Origin of the sequence: Synechococcus sp. A15-127, assembly GCF_014280215.1 — a bacterium.
Classification (GTDB): domain Bacteria; phylum Cyanobacteriota; class Cyanobacteriia; order PCC-6307; family Cyanobiaceae; genus Parasynechococcus.
In genome coordinates, this window is record NZ_CP047948.1 from 1,716,059 (window position 1) to 1,733,050 (window position 16,992).

The 16,992-nt window shown below is 64.2% G+C and carries 21 protein-coding genes and 1 tRNA gene; 12 read left to right on the plus strand and 10 right to left on the minus strand.

From position 1 onward, the window contains the following. Window positions 1–27: 27 nt before the first annotated feature. Complete coding sequence (locus SynA15127_RS09095; RefSeq protein WP_052378160.1) at window positions 28–300, plus strand: DUF3764 family protein; 273 nt, start codon at window positions 28–30, stop codon at window positions 298–300. Between the two features lie 808 nt (window positions 301–1,108). Here the strand turns inward: SynA15127_RS09095 and SynA15127_RS09100 are convergent. Both SynA15127_RS09100 and pdeM read right to left on the minus strand, forming a co-directional pair. Then, the gene (locus SynA15127_RS09100) at window positions 1,109–2,680 is read right to left on the minus strand and encodes a hypothetical protein (RefSeq protein ID WP_370593977.1); all 1,572 of its coding nucleotides are present in this window, start codon (window positions 2,678–2,680) and stop codon (window positions 1,109–1,111) included. Further along, on the minus strand, window positions 2,602–3,279 hold the full coding sequence (pdeM, locus tag SynA15127_RS09105) for a ligase-associated DNA damage response endonuclease PdeM (protein ID WP_186483784.1): 678 nt from the start codon (window positions 3,277–3,279) through the stop codon (window positions 2,602–2,604). The genes SynA15127_RS09100 and pdeM overlap by 79 nt, the downstream gene beginning before the upstream one ends. A gap of 73 nt (window positions 3,280–3,352) precedes the next feature. Here pdeM and SynA15127_RS09110 point away from each other — a divergent pair, with 73 nt between their 5' ends. Continuing rightward, a complete protein-coding gene (locus SynA15127_RS09110; protein ID WP_255475452.1) occupies window positions 3,353–3,556 on the plus strand; it encodes a hypothetical protein in 204 nt (67 codons plus the stop codon). Here the strand turns inward: SynA15127_RS09110 and SynA15127_RS13680 are convergent. After that, complete coding sequence (locus SynA15127_RS13680; RefSeq protein ID WP_370594046.1) at window positions 3,478–3,804, minus strand: DUF3104 domain-containing protein; 327 nt, start codon at window positions 3,802–3,804, stop codon at window positions 3,478–3,480. The genes SynA15127_RS09110 and SynA15127_RS13680 overlap by 79 nt on opposite strands. A gap of 93 nt (window positions 3,805–3,897) precedes the next feature. On the opposite strand from SynA15127_RS13680, the gene SynA15127_RS09120 reads away from it, so the two are divergent. Continuing rightward, window positions 3,898–5,022, plus strand: coding sequence for a transporter substrate-binding domain-containing protein (locus SynA15127_RS09120; RefSeq protein WP_255475453.1), 1,125 nt, complete (start codon window positions 3,898–3,900; stop codon window positions 5,020–5,022). Window positions 5,023–5,043: 21 nt separating this feature from the next. Here the strand turns inward: SynA15127_RS09120 and SynA15127_RS09125 are convergent, their stop codons facing one another. Further along, on the minus strand, window positions 5,044–5,280 hold the full coding sequence (locus tag SynA15127_RS09125; RefSeq protein ID WP_186483786.1) for a CopG family transcriptional regulator: 237 nt from the start codon (window positions 5,278–5,280) through the stop codon (window positions 5,044–5,046). A 106-nt stretch (window positions 5,281–5,386) separates the two neighbouring features. On the opposite strand from SynA15127_RS09125, the gene SynA15127_RS09130 reads away from it, so the two are divergent. Genes SynA15127_RS09130 through SynA15127_RS09140 form a run of 3 tightly spaced genes read left to right on the plus strand, consistent with a single transcriptional unit; the run spans window position 5,387 to window position 6,753 of the window. Next, the gene (locus SynA15127_RS09130) at window positions 5,387–6,004 is read left to right on the plus strand and encodes a PCC domain-containing protein (protein WP_186483787.1); all 618 of its coding nucleotides are present in this window, start codon (window positions 5,387–5,389) and stop codon (window positions 6,002–6,004) included. A 9-nt stretch (window positions 6,005–6,013) separates the two neighbouring features. Beyond that, window positions 6,014–6,250 carry a DUF6737 family protein gene (locus SynA15127_RS09135; protein WP_186483788.1) on the plus strand — a complete coding sequence of 79 codons (237 nt, stop codon included), beginning with the start codon at window positions 6,014–6,016 and terminating at the stop codon, window positions 6,248–6,250. Continuing rightward, window positions 6,247–6,753, plus strand: a complete 507-nt coding sequence (locus tag SynA15127_RS09140) for a WbuC family cupin fold metalloprotein (protein WP_186483789.1) — start codon at window positions 6,247–6,249, stop codon at window positions 6,751–6,753. Before SynA15127_RS09135 ends, SynA15127_RS09140 begins: the two co-directional genes overlap by 4 nt. Window positions 6,754–6,763: 10 nt before the next feature. Here SynA15127_RS09140 and SynA15127_RS09145 read toward each other — a convergent pair whose 3' ends face one another. Then, window positions 6,764–6,970 carry a hypothetical protein gene (locus tag SynA15127_RS09145; RefSeq protein ID WP_043691966.1) on the minus strand — a complete coding sequence of 69 codons (207 nt, stop codon included), beginning with the start codon at window positions 6,968–6,970 and terminating at the stop codon, window positions 6,764–6,766. A gap of 68 nt (window positions 6,971–7,038) precedes the next feature. On the opposite strand from SynA15127_RS09145, the gene SynA15127_RS09150 reads away from it, so the two are divergent. Beyond that, on the plus strand, window positions 7,039–7,584 hold the full coding sequence (locus SynA15127_RS09150) for a rhomboid family intramembrane serine protease (RefSeq protein WP_186483790.1): 546 nt from the start codon (window positions 7,039–7,041) through the stop codon (window positions 7,582–7,584). 41 nt (window positions 7,585–7,625) lie between these two features. Continuing rightward, window positions 7,626–7,835, plus strand: a complete 210-nt coding sequence (locus SynA15127_RS09155; RefSeq protein WP_186483791.1) for a transcriptional regulator — start codon at window positions 7,626–7,628, stop codon at window positions 7,833–7,835. Between the two features lie 9 nt (window positions 7,836–7,844). Here SynA15127_RS09155 and pepN read toward each other — a convergent pair whose 3' ends face one another. The 4 genes from pepN to SynA15127_RS09175 form a co-directional block, all read right to left on the minus strand. After that, the gene (pepN, locus tag SynA15127_RS09160) at window positions 7,845–10,448 is read right to left on the minus strand and encodes an aminopeptidase N (protein ID WP_186483792.1); all 2,604 of its coding nucleotides are present in this window, start codon (window positions 10,446–10,448) and stop codon (window positions 7,845–7,847) included. 42 nt (window positions 10,449–10,490) lie between these two features. Continuing rightward, entirely contained in the window at window positions 10,491–10,841 is a 351-nt protein-coding gene (locus SynA15127_RS09165; protein ID WP_186483793.1) for a glycine zipper 2TM domain-containing protein, read from the minus strand. Between the two features lie 131 nt (window positions 10,842–10,972). After that, window positions 10,973–11,377 carry a cAMP phosphodiesterase gene (locus SynA15127_RS09170; RefSeq protein WP_186483794.1) on the minus strand — a complete coding sequence of 135 codons (405 nt, stop codon included), beginning with the start codon at window positions 11,375–11,377 and terminating at the stop codon, window positions 10,973–10,975. Window positions 11,378–11,446: 69 nt separating this feature from the next. Continuing rightward, on the minus strand, window positions 11,447–12,034 hold the full coding sequence (locus SynA15127_RS09175; protein ID WP_186483795.1) for a hypothetical protein: 588 nt from the start codon (window positions 12,032–12,034) through the stop codon (window positions 11,447–11,449). A 106-nt stretch (window positions 12,035–12,140) separates the two neighbouring features. On the opposite strand from SynA15127_RS09175, the gene SynA15127_RS09180 reads away from it, so the two are divergent. Further along, complete coding sequence (locus SynA15127_RS09180) at window positions 12,141–13,292, plus strand: histidine kinase (protein WP_186483796.1); 1,152 nt, start codon at window positions 12,141–12,143, stop codon at window positions 13,290–13,292. Between the two features lie 47 nt (window positions 13,293–13,339). Further along, window positions 13,340–13,412 (plus strand) — tRNA-Glu (locus SynA15127_RS09185). Between the two features lie 26 nt (window positions 13,413–13,438). Here SynA15127_RS09185 and SynA15127_RS09190 read toward each other — a convergent pair. Beyond that, window positions 13,439–13,909: an SRPBCC family protein gene (locus tag SynA15127_RS09190; RefSeq protein ID WP_186483797.1), complete on the minus strand. Its 471-nt coding sequence runs from the start codon at window positions 13,907–13,909 to the stop codon at window positions 13,439–13,441. Between the two features lie 222 nt (window positions 13,910–14,131). On the opposite strand from SynA15127_RS09190, the gene SynA15127_RS09195 reads away from it, so the two are divergent. Continuing rightward, window positions 14,132–15,301 (plus strand): FAD-binding oxidoreductase, encoded by a 1,170-nt coding sequence (locus tag SynA15127_RS09195; RefSeq protein ID WP_186483798.1) that lies wholly within the window; start codon window positions 14,132–14,134, stop codon window positions 15,299–15,301. Between the two features lie 151 nt (window positions 15,302–15,452). Further along, window positions 15,453–16,976 (plus strand): glucose-6-phosphate dehydrogenase, encoded by a 1,524-nt coding sequence (zwf, locus tag SynA15127_RS09200; RefSeq protein ID WP_186483799.1) that lies wholly within the window; start codon window positions 15,453–15,455, stop codon window positions 16,974–16,976. Window positions 16,977–16,992: the final 16 nt, after the last annotated feature.

Genomic DNA, 16,992 nt, shown 5'->3' on the forward strand with positions numbered 1-16,992 from the left:
AATCCACAAAATCAATTCCCCCAGCAAATGCTCGAAACCATTGTCTGCACTTTGGACATCAGCAACTCCTTTGCCGAATTTGCCGACAAGTTCGATCACGACGAAGCTCCGGGCCGGGAAGCCAAAGGCATCAAAGTGCTTTATCGCGGGGTCGCGAACAACAACCCTTCCAAAGTTGTAATTGTCGTCCAAGCTGAAACGGGTGTGATTGCGCAGCACATGCAAGACAACGCTGCACGCTTTGTTGAGAATGGTGCTCTCATGCACACCGCTGTGGTGACCTCATACAAGCAGTGCTGACCAGTCGTGCACCCCGATCTGGCGTGATGCCGTCTGGACCAAGACCCTCGACACTCAGGTCCAGTTTCAGTCAGTTGGCCAGAGCTTCCACTGAGCACCATCAGGAATCTCAGGGGGTTGCGACACATCCTTGGGTTCCTCCCACAGGACTCGCCACTGCGGGACGCGACAGGGGACGTAGTCATGGTGCTCGATTCGCACCCCACCGAGAGGAGCCACAGATCCAATCCAGCCACCAACCCACTTGGCCTTGCTCTTGAGAGAGTCACCTTTGAACCAAATCCAGCACTTCTGTCCCAAGACCTGGATCCCAGTGATGACGATCAAATTCTGACACCAGAGTGGAACGGACGCACAGGAAGTCAAGCCCGCCTCCCCCGGTTGGGGGAGGCGGGCTTTGGATAAATCCCCCGATCGAGTGAACGTTCCAATGGTCTAGAACGACAAAATTTGAATGTCGTTGTAGACAATTGGGAGCCGAATCAATGAACCCAACCAAGCTCACGGAAAACCACGTGATCATGTGTCGGATAGCGGACGATCACTTTGAACTGATGATGAACGACTACCAAAAAGGAACGCCCCTTGATCGATTAATGGATTGCAATGCCTACCTAAATGAACTGCAAAAGAATGTCATCCTCGACAGATCAGACATTGAATTCTTTTCAGCAATCCACAGGCTGGCCTCACACAAATTCAAACTGCTTGTCCTTGGCCGCTAGGGGGAGCGCTCAAGCCAGACACATCCGCGCAAGCGGAAACGGATCACCACTTCTGCAGCTCTATAACTCAGCTCCAATCTTCCTTACTCCAACAACAGCCGAGCGTCCTGTTCTCGCAAGTCCGCTGGCGGAGCCGGCAGGTCGGGTACCACCGGCAACGGTGGTAATTCCGGAGGAGGTGGTGCTCCGATCAACGGATCCCGCGCCATCTCAGGCCTGTCCTCTATCACGGGGTCGCCGCCCTCCAACGGAGTCTCCAGCACCGGATCCTCCAGCAACATCGGCGGCGGCAGATCGGGGGGCAACGGCGTAATCGGGCCACGGATCAGAGTCGGATCCTCCAGGCCGTCCTCCACCGGTTCGATCTCCTGCAGGTTCGGCCGCTCCCGCAGCACCAGGGGATCGGCTGTGATCGGCGGCTCCCGCAGCGGCGATCGCTCCACGTTCTTGGGAGGCTCCTCAGGCGAACCGTCGAGACGTTCCGGTGGCGGGGCAGGCGCCCAGATCATCCGGGCCAGCGGCTCCACCCCCTGCTCCATCACCCGGTTCAGGCCGGCCAGAGCACGATCGGTGAGGTGCAGACCCACAGCCTGAACACACGCCACCGCCCCCTCGCACGACTGATCTCCCGGCAGCTTCGGGGTGAGCCCGGCGATCAGATTGCCGCGGAGCGGTGTCTGACGACGGCTCAGCCGCAGCATGTACGGCACGTGGACAAAACTGGTAGCGCCACCGCTGATCCAGTTGGCATCCTCTTCGGTGAATCCCTTGGTGCCGGGGATGATGAAGCGGCTCTTGGAGGCGTGATCGGGCATGTAGGCGGCGAGATATCCGCGGCGCCGCGCCAGCTCCTTGGTCTGCTCGAGGGTGAGGCCGTCGCGGCTCATCAGTACCTCCAGATGACCGTCGACCCGCAGGCCCATCACCATGCGGATGCGCGGCAGGTAATACCGGATCCGCTGCCCCATGCTGATGCTGTAGGCCCCCTTGTAGGTGTCGGGCGCCTCCTCCAGATCGTTGTAGAGGCTGTGCAATCCACCGATGAAGGTCTCGTAGGTGCGGCTGTGGTCATCGGTGAGTTCCCCGAAGCCGAAATCAACGCTGCCGTCGTGGCGGATGCCAATGAAGGCGCGCTGGCGCGAGGCGGTGCGATTGCGGCCGCGCCACACCCGCGGACCGAACTTCAGATCACCGAGGGGAACGGTGATCTCCTGCCCGCCGTGATCAATGTGGCGCTCATACATCGGCCCGGAGACGTAGGCCAGTGCGGCGATGTCTTCGTACGCGTCCTGCTCCCGATCCCAGCCCTCCAGCAACCCGAAGCGCACCTCGCGGGGATCGAGATCGAGGGCATAGACCTCGTCATCGGGGATGTAATGGAACGGCTCATCGTCGGCCGGGAGGCCCGGCAGCACCAGGTCGCCCTGCTGGTTGCTCTCCGCCACCCGCTCCGGGGCATTGGGAGCCAGGGCGATCAGGCCGGCGAACACCAGCGGTGGCAAGGCCAACGCCAGCAGCAGCCAGCGATTCCGCCACCGGCGTCGGGGAGTCTGGTCTTGGCGGGGAACGCGTGGCTTCACGCGGCGGGCCGTCGACCTTGGTTTTTGGGGAGTGGATCGAACCAAGGAACGATGACGCCGTCGGCCACCAGCCATGTGCGGTAACGGTCGCCGCAGTCATGCCCTCCCGTCAACTCTCCGAAGGCCGGGATCACCAGACGTGATCCGACCTCGTCGTAGGCGAAGCAGGGCAGACGCAGGTGATCGGAGCGGCTGCGCAGCCGACTGGTGGGATGCAGATGACCGCACACATTCAGCTGGTCAGGCTGCGGCGGGGATTCCGGAGCATGGCTCAGCCACAGGGCACCGAGGGCCTGAGACGGCAGCTGCGGCAGGCCTTCCATCCAGCTGTGGCGATCGTGATTGCCGCCGATCAGCAGCACCTCGCAACCGCAGAGATCTGGCAGAGCTCGCAGGTTGTCCCGCAGCCTCGGGGTGAGTCCGACCCGGGCATGGATCAGGTCTCCCAGAACGATCAGCTGCTGCGGACGCCACTGATGGCAGAGCTCAAGCAGGGGGTTGAACGTGCCGCCATCGGCATCGCTCGGCAACGGGATCCCCTGGGCCTGAAAGGCTTCCGCCTTGCCCAGATGCAGATCCGCCAGCATCAGCACCCGTCCCTCCGGCCGCCAGAGCGCCCGCTGCGGCAGAAACTGCAGCGACTCCGCTCCCCACTGCCAGAGCTGCGCGCTCATCCGCGCCGGGGTGGCTTGATCTGGCTGTTGTGTAGCCCTGACTGCATCGGGCCGGCACATCCGTGCATCAACCTTGCATCCCATCCAGGAATTAATTGTGGCGCGTCCCGTGCGTCCGAACCAGCTTCCGATCGAAACCCTTCGCTGGCTCGAGCGACGGCTGCTGTCGCTGGAACGTCAGGAGCGTTACGAATGCGCCTACGCCCTGCGCATGGAAGTGGCCGAATGGCTGCTGGGCGCTGTGGATGCCAACCTGACGGCACCTGCCCCGCTGTGACCCCCCGATGACCCTTGCCCTGCTGATCGCTCTGGCCGGCTCACTGGTGGCGATGACGGTGATCGTGCGTCGTCTGGAACAGCGCTGAACGGCAACCGCTCGATCACCTGATCCGCGTTGACCATCCGCACCACGCCGCTGTCGATGCAGGCGATCTGAAACAGGGAGGGCTCAGGGCCACGGGCACTGCCCACCACATGCAGCACATGGCCCATCCACCAGTCCCCCGGATCCTCGCCTTCCACCACGACCAGATCACCGCAGCGAGCACGGAGAAACAACGGCCCGGCCATCCCAACCTCACGGAAGTACGCCTGTACTAGCGACGGAAGGGCCGGAGCATGGCACGCTTCCAGATGTCATCCGATCCGGCGGCGATGCGCTACTCCGCCCTGGCTGCAGCCCTGCTGAGCGCCACCCAGCTGCTGATCATTCCCGCCGTGGCGGCGGCACCGGAGCCGCGCGGCACCCTGCGCGTGGGTATCACCGGATCGGCTCCGTTCGTACTCAGCGGTCATGGCTCGCGAGGGGGCATCAGCCTGGAGATCTGGCGGCGCGTGGCCGAGCAGAACGACCTCAGCTACGACCTGGTCGAGCAGCCGACCCCGAAGCAGGGACTGAGGGCGATCGAGATGGGAGAGATCGATCTGCTGGTGGGTCCGATCAGCATCACCGCCCGGCGGCTCGACATGCCCGACGTCGATTTCACACAGCCTTATTTCCTAGGCAAGTCCGGCGTGCTGCTGCCCCTCTCTCCCCCCAGCCTGGTCAGCCGCCTGAGCGTGTTCTTCGGGTGGGCGGTGGTGTCGTCGGTGCTGGTGCTGCTGGGGGTGCTGCTGGCGGTGGGCAGCCTGATCTGGCTTGCCGAACGGCGCCGCAATGCCGAGCAGTTCCCCCGGGCGCCGCTGGCGGGCATCGGCAGCGGCATGTGGTTCGCGCTAGTGACGCTCACCACGGTGGGCTACGGCGACAAGGCCCCGGTCACCCGAACCGGCCGCGGGCTCACCGCGGCCTGGATGACCATCTCCCTGATCGCCGTGTCCTCGCTCACGGCAAGCCTCGCGTCGGCCTTCACCCTGTTCCTCACCGGCGCAACCGAAACGGCGATCACCGATCCTGCGCAACTGCAATCGCGCCGGGTCGCCGTGGTGAGCGGCACCAGCGGCGTGGAACTGGCCCAGAGACGCAAGATGCGCGTGGTGTCGGCCGACTCGCTGGCCGGCGCCATCGATCTGATGCTGGAGGACCGGGCGGAGGCCGTGATCTTCGATCGACCGGCCATCCGTTATTACCTCAAGAAGAATCCGGATCTGGCCATTCGACTGGCGCCGTTCACGCTCACCGAGGAGACCTACGGCTTCGCCTTCCGATCCGGTGACCCCCTGCGCAATGCCTTGAACGTCTCGATCCTGCAGCTGCAGCGGCAGGGGCAGGTGGAAGCCATCACGAACGTTCTGCTCAACTGAATCCGCCAGAAGAACGCTGCCTCAGCTGAGGGGCCGGTGACGCCGCAGGGCGTCTTCGACCAGGAAGGCCGCAAGGTTGCCGCAGCTGCGCCCCTCCTCGAGGGCGTGCCGCTTGAGATCGTCCATCACGCCGCGGGGCAGGGTGACGTTGATCCGCTCGGAACTGGCGGCATCGGCGACGGCGGCCGTGCTGGGAGCCGGTTCGGTGGAGGCCAGCCGCTGCTGCAGCTCCTGCACGAGATCCTGAAGTATTGGCACGATTCGGTGAAGATTTATACACAATATAGATGCAATATCGTGCCTAAAACCAGGCTGGCTTGATCTCCGCCTGTGCGCGTATCGTGACCTCGTTTTTCAGGATGCCATGCGCCCACTGCCCCTGAAACTGACGCCCGGCAGCGATCTGCGCCTCAGCCTCGAGGAGCTGGCCCGTGCGCAGCAGCTCAACGGCTTCGTGCTGGGCGTGGTGGGCAACCTCAGCCGTGCCGCCTTTCAGTGCCCGGGCCAGGCACAGCCCACTGTGCTGGAGGGGGATCTCGAAGTGATCACCCTGAACGGCACCCTCAGCCCCGAAGGGGTGCACCTGCATCTCAGCCTCTCCGATGGCGCCTGCCAGGTGTGGGGAGGACATCTCGAACCCGGCACCCTGGTGCAGAAGGGCGTCGACCTGCTGGTGGGAGTCCTCGAGCAGTCCCAGCCGGCCGTCGACGGCAACACAGCCACGCCCACTGCACAGCCGCCCCGCATCGAGATCGCCGTGCTGCCGGGTTGTCCGTGGTGCGCAAGAGCTCTGCGGCTGCTGCGCACCCTGGATCTGCCCCACACCGTGGACACGATCAACGACGATGCCGCCTTCAGCCGCTGGCAGTCCCGCAGCGGCATGCGCACCTTCCCTCAGGTGTTCATCGATGGTGCGCTGCTCGGCGGCTACGACGACCTCGCCTCCCTGCACGGTTCAGGCAAGCTGGAGCAGCTGCGCTGAGCCTCGGCCATGGCCACACCGGAGGAGAGCCCTGAGCCGACGTCGTTCTGGTCCCACAAACCCTGGTGGTGCCAGCCCTGGACGATCCTGATGACCGGGTCCCTGGCGATCGGAGGGTCCTGGTGGTTGCTCCACTGGCTGTGGCTGACCCTGCCCATCGCCCTGCTGGTGCTGATCTGGTGGTGGCTGTTTCTGATCGTGGTGCCAGGCTCCGGCGCCCTGCCACCGACGCCACCGGCACCATGAGCGACAGCATCAGGCTGCAGGCCATCGACCAGAGCCTGTTCGACCGCGTCGCGGCCGTGGCACGCGGGAAACCGCGCCTGCGCATGAACCACAATCTCCACCAGGAGAGCGATCTGGTGCAGCGGTTTCTGAACGTGCTGCAACCCGGCACCTACGTGCGCCCGCATCGCCACGTGCGCGAGCGGGCGGGAACGGGCTTCGAGTGCTTTCTGGTGCTGCAGGGGGAGATCGGCCTGCTGATCTTCGATAGCGACGGACAGCTGATCGAACGGCATCGCCTGAGCGCCGCCGGACCGCTGCGCGGCATCGAACTGGCGGAGAACCAGTTCCATTCCCTGGTGGCCCTGGAGCCGGACACGGTGATGTTCGAACTCAAGCAGGGCCCCTATCAACCCACGCAAGACAAGGACTTCCTCAGCGCCTTCCCCGGCGAAGGCAGCGAACAGGCGGAGGATCAGGAACGCAGCTGGCGGCAGCTGTTCGCCACTGGCCACCGGCCCTGAGAGAACCGCTTCAGACCTCGGCGGTCCGCACCGCTTCCCGGAAACGCTGCTTCTCATCCAGCAGCTCCGTCTCCAGCTGCTCGATCAGCCTGCTGACCAGAGACTGGAACTCAGGCTGACATCCCCGGAACGCCGCCTTGTGGCGGATCGGCTCATTGCGCATGCGCAGATCGGTGAGCATGAGCTGGAGGGCGTCGATCCTGGCGTTGGTGTTCATGCCGGGCTGTCGGGTGGGGGGAGGTTATGACGAGGGCTCGCCATCATTGATACCGCTGCACCCACCGGATGCGTCAACGCTTTCTGCTGCCGCTGCTGCTGCTTGCTCTGGCCTGGAGCCAGGAACTGGTCGACCAGATCCTGTTCGCCGGGCAATGGAACCTGCCCATGGGTCCGGGCCTGCCCTGGTGGCGACTGCTCAGCGCCCCGTTCAGCCACTCCGGGTTCGCGCACCTGATCTCGAACAGCGCCGTGTTCCTGCCGCTGAGCTGGCTTGTGCTCAGCCGGGGGATGAGGGATTACATCGCGATCTGGATCGCCGTGCTGCTCATGGAGCTGCCGGTGGTGCTGCTCTGGCCCACAGCCAGCCACGGTCTTTCCGGCGTGATCTACGGACTGCTCGGGTATCTGCTGCTGATCGGCTGGCTGGAGCGTCGGCTGCTGCCCGTGCTGCTCAGCCTGATCGCCTTCTGGCTCTACGGATCCGCCCTGGTGGCCCTGATTCCTGGAGTTTCCCCCGCCGGTGTCAGCTGGATCGGCCATGCCTCCGGATTCGCAGGAGGACTGCTGGCGGCCCTGGCCGTGCATCGCGACAGCGCAGGGCAGACGTCGTGACACGGTCCGAGGCATGCTGAACGGATGCCAGAGATGACCCCATGCCATCAGCGGTCTGTCTGAACTGCGGCAGTCGGGAGTTCCGCGCTGATCGCGCCCTGGCCGGACGACTGATCTGCAAGCGCTGCGGTTACGCCCTCGGTACCCGACCGAGCGCCAAAGGCCAGCGGCAGAGCGGTCGCCGCCGCTGGGTCCTGATCACTGCTCTGGTCGTGACCGCCCTGCTGGTGGTTCTGCTCTCCAGACTCTGACCCCTCCGCTCAGGAGCGGAGCATCGCCACCACCTCCGAGGTGTTGGCAGACAGGGGAGCGCCATCGAGCAGCTCGATCGCCGCGCGCATGGCGCCCTGACGCTCCGGCCCGTAACTGCGCCAACGGCTGAACACCTTGGCCATGCGACTCGCCGTGATCGGGTTGCGGGCATCGACCGCGGCGATCTGCTCGGCCATGAACCGGTAGCCGCTGCCGTCGACGGCATGGAAGGCACTGATGTTGGCGGTGAAGCCCCCCAGCACAGCACGCAGGGAATTTGGAGCCAGCGGATCGAACCGTGGATGCAGCAGCAGGGCCCGCACCCGCTCCAGGCTGTCGGAGCGCGGCGTCGAGGCCTCCAGGGAGAACCAGCTGTCGAGAATCACCGGCTTGTCCTGCCAGCGGTCATGGAAGGCCGCCAGCGCCTGGTCGCGCTCGGGGCAGTCGATCGGCCGCAGAGCCCGAAGCGCGGCCCGGGCCAGGGTCATCGATGGACCGCTCACCGCCCTGAGAGCCTGCTCACGGGCCTCCGCATCGCCGACGGCCGCCAGCCAGCTCCAGGCCACGGCCGTCAGCTGGCGTGCTCCCTGCCCCTCCGGCCAGAGCTGGCTCCAGCCTGGACGGCATCGCTCGAGCAACTGACGCAGGGGCTCGTGCAAGGCGCCGCCGAGATCGGCTCTGAGACTGTGCATGGCCCGATCGAGGTTCAGCGGATCCGCCGTCGTCTGCAGCGCCTCCAGCTCCGCCAGGCCAGGCAGCGTCAGCAGAACAGCCAGCTCCGCCCCCTCATCCGAGCCGGCCAGGGTCTGCCCCAGAGCTGTTGTGAGGGCGGCCTCCACAGCCGGCTCCGGCGCATCCGCAGCCCGGGCCAGCAGGATCTGACGGAACAGCCGCTGGCCGGCATCCCAGCGGCAGAAAGGATCGTCATCCGCCGCGAACAGCTGCAGCGTCTCCGTCAGCGGCTGATCCATGCGCAGCACCACCGGTGCCGAAAAGCGGCGCAGGATCGAAAGCGCCGGAGGCTGTTCGGCGGGCGATGCCTTCAGAACCATGGTCCGATCGGCCTCGTCCATCACCACAAGCTGTTCCTCGCCGATGCGACCGTCGGCCGTCACCAGGGCGATGGCGAGCGGCAGCACCAGGGGCTGCTTCTGCGGTTGGCCTGGAGTCGGCTCGGTCCGCTGCTGAAGCTGAAGGGTCAGCTCACCGGTGGCGGCGTTCCAGCTGCGCTCCACGTTCAGCTGGGGGGTACCGGCCTGGTGGTACCAGCGCCGGAAGCGATCGGGATCAAACCCCAGGGGCCGACCATCGGAACCGGCCCCGTCGGTGATGGCCTGCACGAAATCCTCGGTGGTGGCGGCGGTGCCGTCGAAACGCTCCACGTAGGTCGCCATTCCCGCCATGAACCGCTCATGCCCCAGCAGGGTGTGCAGCATGCGGATCAGTTCCGAACCCTTTTCGTAGATGGTCGTCGTGTAGAAGTTATCGATCGCCTGATACTCCGCCGGCTTCACGGGGTGAGCCGTCGGCCCCGCATCCTCCCGAAACTGGGTGTTGCGCAGCATCGCCACATCCTCGATCCGCTTCACCGCAGAGGAATGCAGATCCGCGGTGAAGCTCTGATCACGGAAGACGGTGAGCCCTTCCTTGAGCGACAGCTGGAACCAGTCGCGGCAGGTGATGCGATTGCCGGTCCAGTTGTGGAAGTATTCATGGGCGATCACACTTTCAACCCGCTCCAACTCCCCGTCGGTGGCTGTTTCCGCATCGGCCAGCACCAGTTTGGAGTTGAAGATGTTGAGGCTCTTGTTCTCCATCGCCCCCATGTTGAAGTGACGCACGGCGACGATGTTGTACTCGTCGAGGTCGTATTCCAGGCCGTAGATCTGTTCATCCCAGCGCATCGACCGTTTCAGTGACGCCATCGCATGGGCGGTGTAAGGCTCATCGCCGGATTCCACATGCAGGCGCAGCGTCACCTCCCGCCCGGATGCGGTGCGGAGTTGATCGCGCACCTCTGTCAGATCACCGGCCACCAACGCGAAGAGATACGACGGCTTCGGGTGCGGGTCATCCCAGATCGCCTCATGGCGATCCGGTGCCGCCGCCAGCGGCCCGGCCGACACGGCGTTGCCGTTGCTGAGCAGCACCGGGAACAGCTGTCGCTCGGCTTCCAGTCGCACCCGCCAGCGGCTGAGCACATCGGGGCGGTCCGGATGGAAGCTGATGCGGCGGAAGCCTTCGGCTTCACACTGCGTGGTGAGCATGCCGCCACTGGCGTAAAGACCCTCCAGGGATGTGTTGCTGTAAGGGTCGATCCGACAGCGGGTCTCGAGCGTGAACGGCTGATCCGGCGGAGACAGCAGCGTGAGCATGCCGTCCTGCAGCTGCCAGGCCTGCGCCGACGGAACACAGCCATCGATCGCCAGGTGCTCGAGGGTCAGATCGACACCGTGCAGCACCAGGGGCACCCCGGACTGCAGCGGCGTGAGCTGCAGCCGGCTGGTCACCAGAACGTGATCGGCGTGGATGACAACATCCAGAGCGATCTGTTCCAGCCCGAAGGGCCATGGGGTGTAGTCCGCAAGGCGGACCGGAGCAACGGCTGCCATGGCGTCACCGGGCATTCAGCAGCCCTGATCCTGGCGGACCAGTCACCAGGGCAGAGGGCGGCGGCCGCTGCCGGCGTTGCAGCCCACCTGGGATCCCAGCAGCGCACCGAGGGGAACGGCCCAGCTGCGGCCGTCATCCCGCGAGGCGACGTAGCCGAGGCCACCTCCCACGATGCCCCCGATCAGTCGCCATCTGTTGCAGTCGCGTTCCAGCTGCGTTCGCATCCAGCCATCCCCCGCCAAGCTGTTGTAAGGAGACCGCTCGTAGGGATAGGGGGCCGGTTCATAGGGATAAGACTGCCCACTCGACCAGTGATGGGCCTGAGCCGGCAGGGCCATCGTCACCAGCGCTCCGGCGAGCACCAGGACGGAAAACGGAAAGAAGCGGATCATCCGTGATCTCGGGAAAGGACGACGTCAGGGAGTTGGTCTGACGCCCCTCCAGACAACCGCCAGATCCAGGTCGTTTGGCAACCGAAACTCCGACCAACTGCTTCCAGATGCAACTGGCCGGAGTCTGAGGCTCACTTGTCGGAGATCTTCTTGATGGCTTCCTTCACCTTGGCCTGTACATCGGCGGGAATCGCCTTCGGGCAGGCCTGCATGGCGCGCAGAAGCACCTGCTGCTCGGCGGCGGCGAACATTTCCTTCTCCGAAAGGGTCTTGTTGTCGAGCATCGACACCTTGCCGTCATGGCGGCCCTTCAGGGCCTGGGCATAGGTGCTGGCGGAGATGCCGAGCGCCTTCGGGAATTCCACGCCGTCGAGCGCAGCCATGCAGAAGAATGACGTGGCCATGGCCTGATAGATGGCGATGTCCTGCTTGGTGGCAGGAGCGGCAACAGCACCGGCACCAGCGCCGAACAGCTCACCTGTGGCGAGCAGGGCCGGCACCGCCAATGCTCCCAGGAGTTTGTGGCGAAGTTTCAACGGACTGAGACCGATTGATCCTCGGTATTTTTACGTAGATCAATCCTCCCGGCGTCCGGGGTGGACCGGTCAGTTCTCCTGGATCGGCGGCGGCGCCTCGGAGAGACGGATTTCGTGGTGGTGCTCGACGATCGACAGCTCCCCATTCTCCCAGCTGTAGATCGCCCGGTAGCGGTAGCGGTCCTGATCCACAAGCCGGATGTGTTCCAGGATGTCCCACTGCTGGTAGTGGGATTCGAGGATCGTCTCGTGCTCATCCACCTGCCGCAGGCGAGTGCGCACGGGGTCGCCGTTGAGATAGCCCCGGCTGCGCTGGAGCTGATGGCCCCAGAGGGTCGCCTCCATCACGCCGCTGCGCTCGTACCAGGGCTTGCGCGCGAAGAACTCGTCGGAGTGCTGATCCTCGGCCTCCGACCACCAGCTGAAGCGGTAACGGCTCTCACCGGCCGTCGGCTCGGCGAAGGTCTCCATCTTCAGGTTCATGTCCAGATGCAGCACCTGGTCATCGCTGAACATGTACTGACGACGCGAACGCCAGACACCCAGATTGCGGGCGAACCAGCGGCGCAGATTGCTGTCCACGGAGACCGATGGTGATCCGTCAGTGCGCGACGGCACCGTCAACGAAACACGGTTTTGCCCGGAAAAAAGCGACATGAGCCGTGGATACGGCGAAACGGACTGTTCATGAACGTCTTAGCCCGGATGGAGTCCCCGTCAAAAACCCATAAGGTGAGCATTCGTTTTCCGCGTCGGATGCCTTGTGAAGGGTGACGGTCCCAAAGGTCGTCAGCAGCTTCAGCTGCTACTGGTGGCTGCCCGTCATCACCTGTCCGGCCACGACCTCCGTTCTCTGGTGCAGTACCTGGAGCGGGAGGACGTCGGATTCGAGGTGACCCTCCAGCTCGCGGATCCGTCCCAGCAGCCGGAGCTGCTGGAGCTGCACCGGCTCGTGGTCACCCCCGCCCTGATCAAGCTGTCGCCCTCCCCCAAGCAGGTGTTCGCCGGCAGCAACATCCATCAGCAGCTGAAGGGGTGGGTGCCGCGCTGGCAGCAGGACGGCGTCGTCAGCGGACTGGGGCTCAGCCTGCGGCCGACCGAACTGGATGGCAGCCGCACCCAGAAGGAGCTGCAGCTGGAGGATCAGCTGCTGGTGCTGCGTCAGGAGAACGAGACCCTGATCGACCGCATCCATGCCCAGGAGAGATTGCTGCGCATGGTGGCCCACGAGCTGCGCACACCCCTCACCGCAGCGACCCTGGCCCTGCAGAGCCAGAGGCTCGGGCAGATCGACATGGATCGCTTCCAGGATGTGATCACCCGCCGTCTCGAGGAGATGGAGGCGCTCTCGAAGGATCTGCTGGAGGTGGGAACCACCCGCTGGGAGGCCCTGTTCAACCCTCAGCGGCTCGACCTGGCCAGCGTGTCAGCGGAGGTGATCCTGGAACTGGAGAAGCTCTGGCTCGGACGCAACGTCGAGATCCGCACCGACATCCCGATCGACCTGCCGAAGGTCTTCGCTGATCAGCGACGCATGCGTCAGGTGCTGCTCAACCTGCTGGAGAACGCCCTGAAGTACACAGGCAACGGCGGGCACATCACCTTGACCATGCTGCACCGCACCAGTCAGTGGGTTGAGGTGAGCGTCTGCGACAGCGGGCCGGGCATCCCCCCCGAAGAGCAGCAGCGGATCTTTCTGGACCGGGTCCGTCTGCCGCAGACATCGCATCGCACCACCGGATTCGGCGTCGGGCTGTCGGTCTGCCGTCGCATCGTGGAAGTGCACGGCGGCCGCATCTGGGTGGTGTCGGAACCCGACGAGGGGGCCTGCTTCACCTTCACCGTGCCGATCTGGCAGGGCCAGGGACAGGAATGGGGTCAGGCTGTCTTGACGGAGGGTCAGCCCGACCCGTAGTTTTGCCTGGTGACCGGGAGCACAGACAGCTCATCGCTCACGGCCTCGCCCCCATCGTCTAGAGGCCTAGGACACCTCCCTTTCACGGAGGCGACAGGGGTTCGAATCCCCTTGGGGGTATGTCAAATCAACGCGACTGGATGTCGTCAGTCGCCGCTCCAGCGCCGTCTGGCTTCCTGTTCAACCGCATGCAGATTGCTCGACAGATCGTCGCGGAGCCGCTCTTCGATCAGCCCGATCGGCATGCCGAGGCATCCCTGCACCGTCAGCTCATACAGAAGTGAGGACCCCTCGGGCAGCTCCCGCATCTGCCAGGACCCTTCAAACCGCCGGAAATCACCTTTCACCATCCGGAACCGCAGCAGACCATCCGGCAGCACTTCCTGCAGTTCCAGCAGCACCTGAGCGGAGAAGCGCAGACCGAGAAGCTGCTGACTGCCCACCTGAAGCACCCGCACCGTCTGACCGTCCCGAAGCACCAGCTCGCTGGTGCTGAGATTGGGAATGAAGCGGTCGAGATGGTCGTAGTCCGTGAGCACCTCCCAGAGAACCGAGACCGGTATCGCTGTTCTCAGCTGTACCGCCAGACGCCTGACGCCCTGCGGAAGGCGCTCCATCGTCTGCTCGATGGCAACACCCTCGTCGGCAGAGGCTTCACGGAGCCCACGTCCAAAAATTGACTGAGCTGGAACCAACGCCTGAAAGGTCTCCGATGAGAAAGAGAACGGTCTGATCTTAAGGAGATCCCACGGATCAGATCGCGATCTGTGTCAACGGTCAACCTCCGCTTGCGCGGATGAAGACCACACCTATAGTCGCGCAACCGAAATTGAGATCTCATGCGGGTGCCTGTCGCCACGGCCGGTGGAACCACGTCTCCTCTCTTCACGGTTGTTGCCAGCGGCATTAAGGCCGGGTCAGGGGCCTCCGTGATTCGCTCCTACCAGGTGGCGATGAGTGGACTCAACAACCTGTACAAGCGCCTGAGCGCCTCTGGAGCCAGAATCATCAGCGTGTCACCCGCCAGCGAGGACTCTCCCTCCGCTCCGGTGGCAGCCTCCAGCGCCCCCGAACCGAAAGCCGTGACAACTGCTCCCACCCCCAAGAAAAAGCCCCACGCCAACGTTCCGGTCAACACCTACAAACCGAAGACTCCATTTATGGGGACGGTGACCGAGAACTACTCGCTGGTGAAGGACGGGGGTATCGGTCGGGTCCAGCACATCACCTTCGATCTCTCCGGCGGCGAACCCCAGCTCGAGTACATCGAGGGGCAGAGCATCGGGATCATTCCGGAAGGCAACGACGCCAACGGCAAGCCCCACAAACTGCGCCTGTATTCGATCGCCAGCACCCGCCACGGCGACAACTATCAGGACAACACCGTCTCCCTGTGCGTGCGTCAGCTGGAGTACAAGAACGAGGCAGGAAAACAGATCTACGGCGTCTGCTCCACCTATCTCTGCGACATCGAGCCCGGCTCCAAGGTGAAGATCACCGGACCGGTGGGCAAGGAGATGCTGCTGCCCGACGACGAAGACGCCACCATCATCATGCTGGCGACCGGCACGGGCATCGCTCCGATGCGCACCTACATCCGCCGCATGTTCGAATCCCGCGAGCGCGATGCGAACGGCTGGACCTTCCGAGGCAAAGCCTGGCTGTTCATGGGCGCACCCAAGACCGGCAACCTCCTCTATGACGAGGATTTCCTGCATTACGAGAAGGAATTCCCCGAGAACTTCCGCTACACCAAGGCGATCAGCCGCGAACAGCAGAACGCCAAGGGCGGTCGGATGTACATCCAGGACCGTGTGCTGGAGCATGCCGAGGAGATCTTCTCGATGATCGAAAACCCCAAGACCCACGTCTACATGTGCGGTCTGCGCGGCATGGAGCCCGGCATCGACGAGGCCATGACCGCCGCCGCCGCCGCCAAGGGGCTGGACTGGTCCGAACTGCGTCCGCAACTCAAGAAGGCCGACCGCTGGCACGTGGAAACCTATTGATCCGGATCTCCGGTGCCCTGGCCCGCCGCTTCCCGCGGCGGGCTTTTTTTTTCGCTTGAAAACAATCCGAACGCATGCACCAGTCGGGATGTTCTGAAGCACTGTGCAATTCCGCTTCCGTGCCTAAACCAGCGGCAGACGCCTGTGCTTCATGGTCGCCACGATCACCAATCCCCTGAGGGTTGGACTTCGTCAGGAACGCGTCATCGCACCCCAGTGTCTGGTGATTTTCGGGGCGAGCGGTGATCTGACCCATCGCAAGCTGGTGCCGGCCCTGTTCGAGCTGTTCAAGCAGCGCCGTCTGCCCAGTGAGTTCGCGCTGCTCGGCTGTGCCCGACGCCCCTGGAGCGACGAGATGTTCCGCAGCAAGATGACCGAGGCACTGGCGGCGAAGATCGAGGAGGACCCCCAGGCCTGGGAGCAGTTCTCCGCCAAGCTCTTCTACGAGCCGGTGGATCTGCAGCAGCCGCAGGATGTGGTCCGTCTGGGGGGACGCCTCGAGCAGATCGATCAGCAGTGCGCCACCCGCGGCAACCGCACCTTCTACCTCTCGGTGTCACCGAAGTTCTACGGCAGCGGCTGTCGTGCCCTGGCGGATGCCGGCCTGCTGAAGGATCCCAAGCGCAGCCGCGTGGTGATCGAAAAGCCCTTCGGGCGCGATTACGGCAGCGCCCAGTCCCTCAACCGGGTGGTTCAGAGCTGCGGTCAGGAGAACCAGATTTTCCGCATCGACCACTACCTGGGCAAGGAGACGGTCCAGAACATCCTGGTGCTGCGCTTCGCCAACACGATCTTCGAGCCGATCTGGAACCGGAACTACATCTCCAGCGTTCAGATCACCGCCGCCGAGACCGTCGGCGTCGAGGAACGAGCCGGGTACTACGAAACCTCCGGAGCCCTGCGGGACATGGTGCAGAACCATCTGACCCAGATGCTGGCGATCACCGCCATGGAGGCACCCGGTCGCTTCGACCAGGAAGCGATCCGAACCGAGAAGGCCAAGGTGCTGCAGGCCGCCCGGCTCGCTGATGAACTGGAGCCCTGGAACTGCTGCATCCGCGGCCAGTACGGACCCGGTGGCAGCAAGAAGTCTCCCCTGGCTGGGTACCGCCAGGAACCGGGCGTCGACCCGAACAGCACCACGGAGACCTACGTCGCCCTGAAGCTGTTCATCGACAACTGGCGCTGGCAGGGCGTTCCCTTCTACGTGCGCACCGGCAAGCGTCTGGCCAAGCGCGTCAGTGAAGTGGTGCTCACCTTCCGCGAAGCGCCGGTGCACCTGTTCGATGCCGCAAACGGCGGCCCCACCTCCAACCAGCTGATCCTGCGCATCCAGCCGGATGAAGGGGCTGAATTCCGCTTCGAGGTGAAATCTCCCGGCTCCGGTATGCGCAGCCGGCCGATCGACATGGAGTTCTCCTACGACGAGTCCTTCGGTGAACCCTCCGATGAGGGTTATGTGCGCCTGCTGGCCGACGCCATGCTCAGCGACCCCACCCTGTTCACCCGCAGCGACGAGGTGGAGGCCGCCTGGCGCCTGTACACCCCGCTGCTGGAACTGATCGAGGACAGCCCCTGGCAGCTGCCGATCCATCCCTATGAATCCCGCACCTGGGGACCGGCGGCCGCCGATGCCCTGCTCGCCCGCGACGGACTGCTCTGGCGCCGTCCCTGACATCGCCTGATCCCTG

Excerpts from the sequence above, each read along its gene's own strand:
- SynA15127_RS09095 (WP_052378160.1), top strand. The coding sequence starts at position 28 with ATGCTCGAAACCATTGTCTGCACTTTGGACATCAGCAACTCCTTTGCC.
- SynA15127_RS09100 (WP_370593977.1), bottom strand. The coding sequence starts at position 2,680 with ATGGCTGGTGGCCGACGGCGTCATCGTTCCTTGGTTCGATCCACTCCC.
- pdeM (WP_186483784.1), bottom strand. The coding sequence starts at position 3,279 with ATGAGCGCGCAGCTCTGGCAGTGGGGAGCGGAGTCGCTGCAGTTTCTG.
- SynA15127_RS09120 (WP_255475453.1), top strand. The coding sequence starts at position 3,898 with ATGGCACGCTTCCAGATGTCATCCGATCCGGCGGCGATGCGCTACTCC.
- SynA15127_RS09130 (WP_186483787.1), top strand. The coding sequence starts at position 5,387 with ATGCGCCCACTGCCCCTGAAACTGACGCCCGGCAGCGATCTGCGCCTC.
- SynA15127_RS09135 (WP_186483788.1), top strand. The coding sequence starts at position 6,014 with ATGGCCACACCGGAGGAGAGCCCTGAGCCGACGTCGTTCTGGTCCCAC.
- SynA15127_RS09140 (WP_186483789.1), top strand. The coding sequence starts at position 6,247 with ATGAGCGACAGCATCAGGCTGCAGGCCATCGACCAGAGCCTGTTCGAC.
- SynA15127_RS09145 (WP_043691966.1), bottom strand. The coding sequence starts at position 6,970 with ATGAACACCAACGCCAGGATCGACGCCCTCCAGCTCATGCTCACCGAT.
- SynA15127_RS09150 (WP_186483790.1), top strand. The coding sequence starts at position 7,039 with ATGCGTCAACGCTTTCTGCTGCCGCTGCTGCTGCTTGCTCTGGCCTGG.
- SynA15127_RS09155 (WP_186483791.1), top strand. The coding sequence starts at position 7,626 with ATGCCATCAGCGGTCTGTCTGAACTGCGGCAGTCGGGAGTTCCGCGCT.
- pepN (WP_186483792.1), bottom strand. The coding sequence starts at position 10,448 with ATGGCAGCCGTTGCTCCGGTCCGCCTTGCGGACTACACCCCATGGCCC.
- SynA15127_RS09165 (WP_186483793.1), bottom strand. The coding sequence starts at position 10,841 with ATGATCCGCTTCTTTCCGTTTTCCGTCCTGGTGCTCGCCGGAGCGCTG.
- SynA15127_RS09175 (WP_186483795.1), bottom strand. The coding sequence starts at position 12,034 with ATGTCGCTTTTTTCCGGGCAAAACCGTGTTTCGTTGACGGTGCCGTCG.
- SynA15127_RS09190 (WP_186483797.1), bottom strand. The coding sequence starts at position 13,909 with ATGGAGCGCCTTCCGCAGGGCGTCAGGCGTCTGGCGGTACAGCTGAGA.
- SynA15127_RS09195 (WP_186483798.1), top strand. The coding sequence starts at position 14,132 with ATGCGGGTGCCTGTCGCCACGGCCGGTGGAACCACGTCTCCTCTCTTC.
- zwf (WP_186483799.1), top strand. The coding sequence starts at position 15,453 with ATGGTCGCCACGATCACCAATCCCCTGAGGGTTGGACTTCGTCAGGAA.